This is a genomic window from Vibrio salilacus (assembly GCF_002811245.1).
GTDB lineage: Bacteria > Pseudomonadota > Gammaproteobacteria > Enterobacterales > Vibrionaceae > Vibrio > Vibrio salilacus.
On record NZ_NIVQ01000027.1, the window covers coordinates 25,535 to 35,734 of the forward strand.

Consider the following 10,200-nt stretch of genomic DNA (forward strand, 5'->3'; position numbering starts at 1 on the left):
GCACCGACACTCCGATTTTTACCAGAAAGGAACTGTATTAATGCGTATCGAACAAGAACTTAAGTTAGGCTTCAAAGACGTGCTATTTCGCCCTAAGCGATCAACGTTAAAAAGTCGCTCTCAAGTTGAATTAACCCGCGATATTACCTTCAAGCATAGCGGGCGTCAATGGTCAGGGACCCCCGTAATCGCCGCTAATATGGATTCAGTCGGTAGTTTTGAAATGGCGCGAGCACTTGCAGAGCATGATGTCATGACGGCCGTGCATAAGCATTATACCGTTGAAGATTGGGCCGAGTTTGTTAAAGGGGCCGACAGCGCGACGCTAAAGCATGTGATGGTCTCAACGGGTACGTCTGAAGCGGATTTTCAGAAAACCCAAGATATTATGGCGCTAAGTGATGAGCTGATCTTTATCTGTATCGACATTGCTAACGGTTACTCGGAGCACCTTGTTGAGTATGTAGAAAAAGTTCGTGCGGCGTTCCCTGATAAGGTCATTTCAGCGGGCAATGTCGTGACAGGGGATATGTGTGAAGAGCTTATCCTTGCGGGCGCCGATATCGTCAAAGTCGGTATCGGCCCAGGGTCGGTTTGTACCACGCGAGTCAAAACTGGTGTCGGTTATCCGCAGCTTTCAGCAATCATTGAATGTGGTGATGCGGCGCATGGCCTTGGCGGTATGATCATTGGTGATGGTGGCTGTTCTTGTGCTGGCGATGTAGCTAAAGCATTTGGTGGTGGCGCTGATTTCGTTATGCTTGGCGGTATGCTTGCTGGCCACGAAGAAGCGGGCGGCGAACGTATCGAAAAGGATGGACAAACGTTCATGAAGTTCTACGGCATGTCTTCTGAGTCAGCCATGGCGAAGCACTCTGGTGGTGTGGCTAAGTACCGCGCAGCTGAAGGAAAAACCGTACTATTGCCATTCCGTGGTAGCGTTCATGACACGATCTCTGACATCCTCGGCGGTGTCCGCTCAACGTGTACCTACGTAGGCGCAGCAAAGCTTAAAGAGCTAACTAAGCGTACGACTTTTATCCGCGTACAAGAGCAAGAGAACAACGTATTCGGTAAAGAGTAATTTGATAACTGTTCGGAAATTGTAAATACAACCATACATTGCAATAAAACAACCATGCGTTGAAATTTAAACAACCACACCTTGAAGCTGTATAAAAAGTGTACCATATTTTTGAAAGTTTACTACGGGTGTGGTTGTTTTATATGAAGAAACGAATCCTCAAAAACTCTAAAATTAAGAACATTTCACGTTTTGTTAGCTTGAAGACAGATTCAGTTCAAACGACAGAATCCGATCTTGAATTTGATGCATGTTTCCATTTTGAATTTTCAGCAAAAATTTTGACTTTTGAAGCTCAACCCATTGGCTTCGAGTATCATCTCAATGGTAAGCGACGTAGGTATACTCTGTAGTGGTACAGTAAATTTGGCCACTCAGATAGAGGCTGCTTGTCATCTTTTTGTTCATTGATAAAACACTCACTAATCAATTTGCTAACTCACAGATCCCCAAATCCCCGCTAGTAGATGCGATACTAATAGAAACCTAACCAACGAAGAATACGTTATTGCCCAACAGAACAGATAGTTAAAAGCGAGCTTTGTGCTCGCTTTTTGGGTTCTTTATGTTGGACAGAGCATCTCGAAACACGCGAATGGCGACACAGCGATTAATCACTACATTGACTTCGGCAATACATTTTTTGCTGCCCCTCAGTTAGTAAGGTTAGTGATGGCTTGGTTATGCCCCGAAATTGTTTAGTGTAAATGCTCATCGAAATCTTGACTCCACACCTATGAATTAGCAACACTTATCCGAATTAACTGGCTGAAGCATTCGATAGAATAACTCTAGAGTATCAAGGTCAATTCCTTACAACGTAGTACTTCTTTTAACCAATTTGACCGGTACCATCATTTTCACCAAGCTACTGTTTTTATTTTTTATTTGATCAACAATAATCTTCACGCATTCGCGAGCGAGGCGACGGAAATCCTGGCGGAATGTGGTTAATTGATAGCTCAACCATTCTGTCTGTGGAATATTATCAAAGCCAATGACTTGTAAGTCCTGAGGAATGCTCAGCCCGCATTCTATACGGGCGATATCCATGACCGCCATCGCAAGGTTATCGGTTGCACAGAACACCGCTTCAGGCGGATTTTTGTCTGCCAGTATGGCACGGACTTTATCAAGTGAGCTCGCGTAGTCATAGCTGGCTTTAATGATGCGTGGCGTCTTGCCGGTTAGGTCTTCAAATTCAGAGCAGAAGCCGCTTTGGCGCTCGTCATTCGTAAAGGTTGGCACTTCTCCCGTCAAATAAACCGCGTTCTTCACGCCACCTTTGTGCAGAAGTTGCGCGGCTTGTTGGCCTGCTTCGTAGTTGTCACTGATAACGTAGCTACTCCTAGTACCTTCAACAACTCGTGCGTATTGAACAATTGGGATATTAAACTCTTCACATTCTTCATAAAGGGACTTATTAAAGGTTGCGGAAGCGGCAATGACACCATCGACGCGATACTGGAAGATATTTGGGATTGAGTGACCCTCTTCTTCATCCACTTGCCATGGAATCAATACAGCAGAATAACCTTTTTTCTGTAACTCACTGGAAATTAATTGCAGTGTTTTCATATGGATAGGGTAATCCGCATCAGGAAACACCAAACCTATCAATTTCGATTCATTTGTGGTTAGGCTACGTGCAAAGGCGTTAGGGCGGTAGTTAAGGGCTTTCGCGGCTTCGAAGACCTTTTGCTTGGTCTTTTCTGACACTGAGCTACCTGGAACAAACACACGCGATACAGTAGATTGAGAAACGCCAGCCAGCTTGGCAACGTCCTTCGATGTTACGGTTTGTTTTACAGGATTCATGTGAGTTGATTCATAAGTCAGTTTAACTGTGGCTAGGTTAACATAAATAGGTACGTAGTCATAAGTGGAAATAAGCCAGATTTAAGTAAATAGTAGGTTAGATTGCTCTTGGTGGTACAATTTGGGTAGAACCCAAGTCACATTTCATATTTTGTATACGAAATAATGCTTCAACTGACATTTTGGCTTGTTAGCGTACATGCACAGAAACAAGGTTGGGATAAACACTGTCAAGCGAACACTGTCAGTAATCGAAATGTACTCTTAACAGTGCGTTTAGGTATGGAAGTTCTGCGGCATTCTGGCTACGCAATAACGAGGGAAGGCTTGCTCGTAGCTGCAATTATACGTGCTCAAAATCTGTTCAAGTACGGGGAAATTATGAGGGGATCCCTCAGTGCTTAGTACCCGCAGCAATCTTGCCGTATTTTTCGTGATCAACACCTGCATATAGCAAGCGGTCGTAAATGTTGTCGCCGTTCGCGCCTGAGTTGTAACCCCATTCTGCATGGCCAAAGCCAGTCCAGTCTTTGTCTAGTCCCATTTGACCTTTAAGACCGAAACGAGAACTACCACTGTTCCATTCACCGTTATGGTCGCCACCTTTGTCTGGGTAACGAACGTCAAAACGGCCATCTAGAGTCAAGCTATCGCCTGCGTCATTGGTAAAGTGTGTGCAGCAAAAGCAGAATCCGAGGTAAGTGCTGTCAGGGTCACTGTAGAAAGAATCGACTTTTTATTGTAATTCTCTTTATTCAGGCCGTAGAAAGCCACCGTGCTTTCAAGCCCGTTATATTGGTAATGGTTTGGCAGGGTGTACCCCATCCATGGGGCACTAGTAGATTCAGTAATTAGTGGAGCAATAATGAATTGGTTGGAGCACCTACTGGAGCGAGAAGTGTCTCTCAGCAAGCGTGGCAACCTAAATCAGATGTCTATTTAGGTTGCCACTATTTCGTTTCAATCTTTTGGATTAACGCGTTTCGATTACAGCGTTGGGTTCATGATAGTTGAAGTGCGTTCGAACACGTCTAGACCTTGCTGTTGTAGCCAGTAAGGAAGGTCGATAAGAACCCAGTTCTCAGATAGCTTGTCACCGTCACGGTAGTACACGTCAACCACTTGCATGTTTGCGCGTACTTCGCCGCCAGTCATACCTAGGAAGCCACCCGTTGGTGTGTTTGATAGATTTGGCCAACCGAAGAAACAAGAGAAGTTACCTTCAGCGAAACGACAAACATGGCCGTTAAATTTTTTGTCTTTCAGGTTGTTACGGAAAGGGAGTTGGTGCTGTTGTTGGTAGCGAGGAATGGTGTAAGACGCGCCGATACCACATGGGCCGTACCAAATCATGTCTTTTGACCAGCTCTTCGCTAGTACTTCTGGTGGGCAACCCATCGCGCCGCTGTCGTTAAGAGCAGACAGATCATCAACCATTTTGTTTACTAGAGCAAGTGTCGCAACGCCTTCCTCTGGAGCCGCGTCTTCGAATAGCAGACCATCGTGGTTGCGTGGGCCAGGGTATACGAAGTGCTTACCAGTTGATGGTGGAAGTGGGTAGCAACCCGCTTGCTCCATCATGCCTAGAAGGTCTAGGAACAGACCTGTCTTAGTGATTTTGCCATCAACCACACAGTTAAATTCTGCGTAGCGAACGTTCATGATCTTGCCAGTAGGGCGCATGCCTAGGTATTCAGCGTCGAATAGACCCATGAAGTGACCCATGCTCATTACCCAAATCTCATCTGGGTTAACTTCGTTGTTACCACCGATGAAGATGTCTTGACGTCGCTGCATGCGAGTCATTGACTTCATCATTGGAGCCCAGAAAACGTCAGCCGCAGCTTGAGCGCCTTCTTGCTCACGGAATGGGTAAACACCGCGCCACAAGTAATCTTCAGAAGTGTGTGCTTTTAAAACTTCAGCAACGTTTTCGTGGGTAGCGTTTTCCATTGCGTCAAAGTAGTCACGAACAATGCGTTTAGCTTCTTGATATTTAGACATAATAATTTCTCTTTGTGTTGACGAGTCAACATTCGGAACAGGACTCGATTTGGATTTTGTTACCGGCTGACTTCTCAGCCGGATTGATGTTTATCTCGTGCCTTTAGAGGTTTCAACTTTTCGAGGTTTTAACTAAAGGGGATTAAGCTTTTGCTGTTTCCGCTTTTTTGCTCTTGTCGAAAATGCCGCCTTTCAATGTTTCTGGTAGAGATAGCCACAGTAGACCAGCCAGAATCCATATGATTGGTGACCCCCACATTGCTGTTGCTAGATCTGAACGCTCTTGGATGAATACCAACACCATTGGTGCCCACATACCGATGATACGACCGCCGTGGAATAGTGCTGCACCGAAGCTACGTAGGTGAGCTGGGAACAACTCAGAGAAGTAACCACCCCATACCGCAGAAGCAGAGAGGCCGAAGTTGTAGATAAGGCCTAGGATAGCTAGCATGTTTAGGCTGCCGATCATCACGTCGCTTGGTGCTACGAAGAATACTGAAGCCATGACACCCGCAAGGATGAAACCAAACGCGTTCACTTTACGGCCGTATTTGTCGGCGATTGCACCCCATACCCAAGCACCGAATAGAGAACCGAATGCTGAGATAGAGAATATGATGCCGATAGTTGAACCGTCAAATTGGCGAACTTCTTTCAGGTACGTTGTCACGAAGCCTGAGAAGAATTGGTAGCCGTAGAAGTTAAGGCCAGCCAGTAATAGACAAGTGATGGTGAGTTTGCGGTAAGGCGCGCTTAGCATTTCACCCCAAGAACCTTTCTTCGCTGGTGCGGTAGATGCTTCAGCCGCGGCTTGATCTTCTTCCCCATAAGCGATCACTTTTTTGTCGCTAGGCAGGATAAAGATCATCAGTGCAGCAGCGACTAGAGGAGGAATACCACCTACCCACATTAGGCTCTGCCAAGGTGCATCGATGCTAGAAATGAACGCTGCGTATGCACCCATTGCCATTAGGGCAACCGAGAACATAGAAGAAGCGAATGCGGTTAACTTACCGCGAACGCTTGGTGTGAAGAGACCGATCATCAGGCTTACCGCTACTGTAAAGTAACCACCCAAAGAAATACCGATAATGAAACGCATCGCTGCCCACATTGCGTAGTCAGTAAACATCATATTGATGATGGTTGCGCCGCCGTTCAGTGCCGTGATGACAATAAGAGTTGATTTCTTACCAAAGTTTGATGCCACCCATGCACAGCTTAGAGCACCAATAAGTGCACCAACCGACTGCCATGTATAGAACTGAGCGGTATCCGCCAAGTTAATGCCATCATACGCATCAACGATATATGGACGTACGTAGTCAATAATTACAAAGTTATAACAATAGAAAAAGTAGCCAACTAGAATTGCAAGATAAGCAGCTACCCTTTGAATCATAGGAACTTCGCTCATGTGTTTTTTAGTAGTCATGACCGATAAACCTTTATTTTTTATAGGGTGTTTGTAGTTTTGATTTTTGTGTGGTGATTATCAATCTTCATCACACAGTCTTCATTTCGGGAGAGATAATAGAATTTTTGTGGTTATTAGATCCGTGATCAAAGTCAACTTTAAAATGAGTGCGTACCCATTTTGTGTGTTTTGGTGATCTTGATCTCATTAGATCGTGTTTTTGCGCTTTTAAAAGCGTTTTGAGCGTTTAATCATCTATATTAGTGACAATACTCACACTTACTATGGGTTTTTGAGGGAATTTATCCATTTTTGAGTAATATTGGCGGCGAATTAATTGCACAATATAATAAACGGAATCTAGAAATGGTTACGTACTCAAGTTTTGTGGTTATTGCTCTTTATGTGCTAACGACCCTATTTATCAGCTACTTAGTTAATAGACGCTATAGCGTTGGTGGCGACTTTTCGACTGGTGGTAAACAGTTTGGTTGGTTTACGGCAGGTGTGTCGATTCTTGCGACCTACATAAGTGCAATGACGTTCGTGGGCATGCCGGGTTGGGTTTACACTTCGGGCATGGAAGCGATGAGTGTTCACCTGAACTACCCAGTTGTGATCTTTTTCGCTGTGATTTTCTTCGTTCCGGTGTTTTACAAGCTCGGCCTAACTTCGATCTATGAATACTTAGAGCACCGCTTTGGCGTTGTTGCTCGCACGATCAATTCCATCGTGTTTATTGTGGTTCAGTGTATTTCGGCAGGCGTTATTTTGTATGCGGTTGCTCTGATCTTAGTGCAAGTGCTGCCGGTCAGTATCTCTGAGGCGATCATCTACATCAGCTTATTTACCGCGTTGTACACCTATGCGGGCGGTATCTCGACAGTAATATGGACTGATATGCTGCAGTCAGCAGTGTTGATTATCGGCAGCATTGCGATCTTTGTTTTATTGTTGATGAAAATTGATGCGGGCGAGGTGTTGTCTCCTAAACATCTGAATATCATCAACCTTGATTTTGACTTAGGTGTTGATACCACATTATGGGCAGGCGTAGTGGCTGTGAGCTTCTTGCACCTGAGTGTGTATGGAACTAATCAATTGATTATTCAGCGAACATTAGCAACTAAGTGTGTTAAGACAGCGCAAAAGTCGATGTTGCTTTGTGGTTACGGCGCATTCTTTGTTTATCTATTTTTTGCTGTGATGGGGGTGCTGTTAAGTGTCTTTTATCAGGACAGCAGTTTTGAAAACAGTAATGAAGTAATTCTCGATTTTGTGTTTAATCATACTAACCCAATCATTGTTGGTTTGGTGATATCCGCTTTATCTGCAGCGGCAATGTCGACACTGGATTCCACTTATAACTCAATGGCGACCGTCGCCGCGTTCGATATCTACAAGCGTTTCGTTCACAAAAGTGCCGATGATGAGCACTATGAAAAAGTCGCAAAGAAAATGAGTTTGCTTGCTGCGGCCATGGTGGTAGTGCCAGCTCTTCTCGCGGTATCGAATGAATCAGTACTCAAAACTATCGCCAGTTTAACCTCAATATTTGTCGGCATTCGCTTGGGTTCATTTGTTCTGGGGCTATTCTGGGCGAAAGCCAATGAGAAAGGCGTGATTGTTGGCAGTATCATGAGTGTGATTGCGGTTTTTACAGCGATGTATCTCGACGTGGCTTGGCCGTGGTTTGCGCCAATTGGTACGTTCGTCTTCCTTTTGTTTGGTGTGTTAGTGAGCCGTTGTTGGGGTTCTGTGACTGCCGAGCAACAAATCTTTATCAATAATCAAAAACATCTTTTTGCAAAGCCAACCGCAAGCCACTACGGGCTGTTGGTGTTCGCTGTGGCGACCATCGCTGCTTGTATGGTTATCCCTGATTGGCTTTATGCTGCATTGTCGTAATAGGTAAGTTGATGCTGTCCATCTTTGATATTTACAAGATTGGTGTGGGTCCTTCGAGCTCTCACACCAATGGTCCAATGATCGCGGGTTACCACTTCACTCGTTTGATTGAATCGAACTTGGCAAAAGTGGTTCGTATTCAAGTCGATTTATACGGCTCACTCTCGTTAACTGGGATTGGTCACCATACTGACCGTGCAACGATTTTGGGCCTGTTGGGTAACAAACCAGATACCATCAAAATCGCTTCTGCGAACAAAGCGATGCGCAAGGCGATTGAAGAGGGCATGATGCCTGTCGATGGCCGTCATGAAATCGAATTCAACTACAAAACGGATATGTTGTTCCACGAAGAGAACCTTCCTCTGCATGAGAATGGCATGACGATTACTGCGTTAGATGCGTACGGCAATCAGGTTGGGTTTGAAACTTACTACTCTATCGGTGGTGGTTTCATCGCAACGGCGGATGAACTGCAAAATGGCAGCGCGACTTCACCCGTAGAAGTTGAGTTCCCATTCTCCAACGCGGACGAAATGTTGGCACAGGCAGAGAAGAACGGCATGAGCCTCGGCGGCATGATTCTGAAAAACGAACAAGCGTTTCAGGATATGGAAGCCATCAATCAACGCGTAGAACAGATCTGGCGTGTGATGACGCGTTGCATGGAGCGCGGTTTTGAGACAGAAGGCATATTGGACGGGGGCTTGAACGTAACCCGCCGTGCGCCAAACTTGCTGAAGAAGCTTGAAGCAAATGCAGCAATCGAAAACGATCCCATGGAAATCATGGATTGGATTAACCTGTTTGCTTTTGCTGTGAGTGAAGAAAACGCCGCTGGTGGACAAGTGGTGACATCACCAACCAATGGTGCGGCGGGAGTGATTCCGGCGGTATTGATGTACTACCATCGCTTCATTAAAGAGCTCGATACCAAACAGCTTAAAGACTTCCTTGCTGTATCCGGTGCCATTGGCATCTTGTACAAAACCAATGCGTCTATCTCGGGTGCCGAAGTGGGTTGTCAGGGCGAAGTCGGTGTATCTTCCTCTATGGCGGCAGCTGGCTTGACCGCTCTACGTGGTGGCAGCAATGAGCAAATTTGTATTGCGGCTGAGATTGCGATGGAGCACTCACTAGGCATGACTTGTGACCCAATTGGTGGCTTAGTGCAAGTGCCGTGTATTGAGCGTAATGCCATGGGAGCGATGAAAGCGATTAATGCCTCTCGTATGGCACTCAAACGTAACAGCAAATGCCTGATCTCTTTAGATAAGGTAATTGAAACCATGTACCAAACCGGCAAGGACATGAACAAAAAGTATCGAGAAACGTCATTAGGAGGATTAGCACTAATTCATCTGTCTCCCCCTTGTGATTAGGGTGTAGCTATTATTTGACATCTAAACTTATCTACCGTTATTACAATTATGTAAGAACTACTGACTTGCTTCACTCAACCCAAGCAGATAAGCAAAAGCTATTTTCCAATACTTAAAGTTATAGCTGAACCTTGAGGGATCCCCTCATCATTTCCCTAAAGCGCAACCGTACTTGAATAGATTTTGAGCAAGTATGGTTGCAGCTACGAGCAAGTCTTCCCTCGTTATTGCGTAGCCAGAATGCCGCAGAACTTCCATACCTAAGCGCACTGTTGAGAGTACATTTCGATTACTGACAGTATTCGCTTGAAAGTGTTTATCCCAACCTTGTTTCTGTGCATGTACACCAAAAAGCCAAAATGTCAGTTGAAGCATTAGGGCGATGAGTAGCATGATATCAAAGCGCTCTGGGTTGCGAGTTCGGCTATGGCGGAGTCCTAGACCGTATACTGGGCTTTTCAAGTCTCGGAAGGTTTCTTCTATCTGCATACGCTTTGAGTAAAACCTAACGAGTTGCTTGGGTGTTCGAATTTCAACGGGCAAGTTAGTCGCTAAAACCCATGGTTCTTTTGTCGAAGCGGAGT

General features: G+C 45.3%; 7 protein-coding genes and 2 pseudogenes. 4 read left to right on the forward strand and 5 right to left on the reverse strand.

Going from position 1 to position 10,200, the window contains the following annotated elements; genetic code table 11:
• The first annotated feature begins 40 nt into the window (after nucleotides 1-40).
• The gene (locus CDZ87_RS14615; protein WP_100754199.1) at nucleotides 41-1,084 is read left to right on the forward strand and encodes a GMP reductase; all 1,044 of its coding nucleotides are present in this window, start codon (nucleotides 41-43) and stop codon (nucleotides 1,082-1,084) included.
• Nucleotides 1,085-1,897: 813 nt separating this feature from the next.
• Here CDZ87_RS14615 and CDZ87_RS14625 read toward each other — a convergent pair.
• Entirely contained in the window at nucleotides 1,898-2,902 is a 1,005-nt protein-coding gene (locus tag CDZ87_RS14625; RefSeq protein ID WP_100754200.1) for a LacI family DNA-binding transcriptional regulator, read from the reverse strand.
• 162 nt (nucleotides 2,903-3,064) lie between these two features.
• Between CDZ87_RS14625 and CDZ87_RS14630 the strand changes: the two are divergent.
• Nucleotides 3,065-3,307: pseudogene (locus CDZ87_RS14630) on the forward strand (hypothetical protein); the annotation flags it as partial.
• On the opposite strand, the pseudogene CDZ87_RS14635 reads toward CDZ87_RS14630, so the two are convergent.
• The 3 genes and pseudogenes from CDZ87_RS14635 to CDZ87_RS14645 form a co-directional block, all read right to left on the reverse strand.
• Nucleotides 3,303-3,661: pseudogene (locus CDZ87_RS14635) on the reverse strand (porin); the annotation flags it as partial. The pseudogenes CDZ87_RS14630 and CDZ87_RS14635 overlap by 5 nt on opposite strands.
• 228 nt (nucleotides 3,662-3,889) lie before the next feature.
• Nucleotides 3,890-4,906 (reverse strand): nuclear transport factor 2 family protein, encoded by a 1,017-nt coding sequence (locus CDZ87_RS14640; protein WP_100754201.1) that lies wholly within the window; start codon nucleotides 4,904-4,906, stop codon nucleotides 3,890-3,892.
• A 142-nt stretch (nucleotides 4,907-5,048) separates the two neighbouring features.
• Nucleotides 5,049-6,344 carry an MFS transporter gene (locus tag CDZ87_RS14645; protein ID WP_100754202.1) on the reverse strand — a complete coding sequence of 432 codons (1,296 nt, stop codon included), beginning with the start codon at nucleotides 6,342-6,344 and terminating at the stop codon, nucleotides 5,049-5,051.
• A 348-nt stretch (nucleotides 6,345-6,692) separates the two neighbouring features.
• On the opposite strand from CDZ87_RS14645, the gene CDZ87_RS14650 reads away from it, so the two are divergent.
• Entirely contained in the window at nucleotides 6,693-8,234 is a 1,542-nt protein-coding gene (locus CDZ87_RS14650; protein ID WP_100754203.1) for a sodium:solute symporter family protein, read from the forward strand.
• Between the two features lie 11 nt (nucleotides 8,235-8,245).
• The gene (locus CDZ87_RS14655; RefSeq protein WP_100754204.1) at nucleotides 8,246-9,616 is read left to right on the forward strand and encodes an L-serine ammonia-lyase; all 1,371 of its coding nucleotides are present in this window, start codon (nucleotides 8,246-8,248) and stop codon (nucleotides 9,614-9,616) included.
• Between the two features lie 147 nt (nucleotides 9,617-9,763).
• Here CDZ87_RS14655 and CDZ87_RS14660 read toward each other — a convergent pair.
• The coding region (locus CDZ87_RS14660; protein ID WP_157806477.1) for an IS4 family transposase at nucleotides 9,764-10,200 on the reverse strand (437 nt) is incomplete at its 5' end.

Excerpts from the sequence above, each read along its gene's own strand:
- CDZ87_RS14615 (WP_100754199.1), top strand. The coding sequence starts at position 41 with ATGCGTATCGAACAAGAACTTAAGTTAGGCTTCAAAGACGTGCTATTT.
- CDZ87_RS14625 (WP_100754200.1), bottom strand. The coding sequence starts at position 2,902 with ATGAATCCTGTAAAACAAACCGTAACATCGAAGGACGTTGCCAAGCTG.
- CDZ87_RS14640 (WP_100754201.1), bottom strand. The coding sequence starts at position 4,906 with ATGTCTAAATATCAAGAAGCTAAACGCATTGTTCGTGACTACTTTGAC.
- CDZ87_RS14645 (WP_100754202.1), bottom strand. The coding sequence starts at position 6,344 with ATGACTACTAAAAAACACATGAGCGAAGTTCCTATGATTCAAAGGGTA.
- CDZ87_RS14650 (WP_100754203.1), top strand. The coding sequence starts at position 6,693 with ATGGTTACGTACTCAAGTTTTGTGGTTATTGCTCTTTATGTGCTAACG.
- CDZ87_RS14655 (WP_100754204.1), top strand. The coding sequence starts at position 8,246 with ATGCTGTCCATCTTTGATATTTACAAGATTGGTGTGGGTCCTTCGAGC.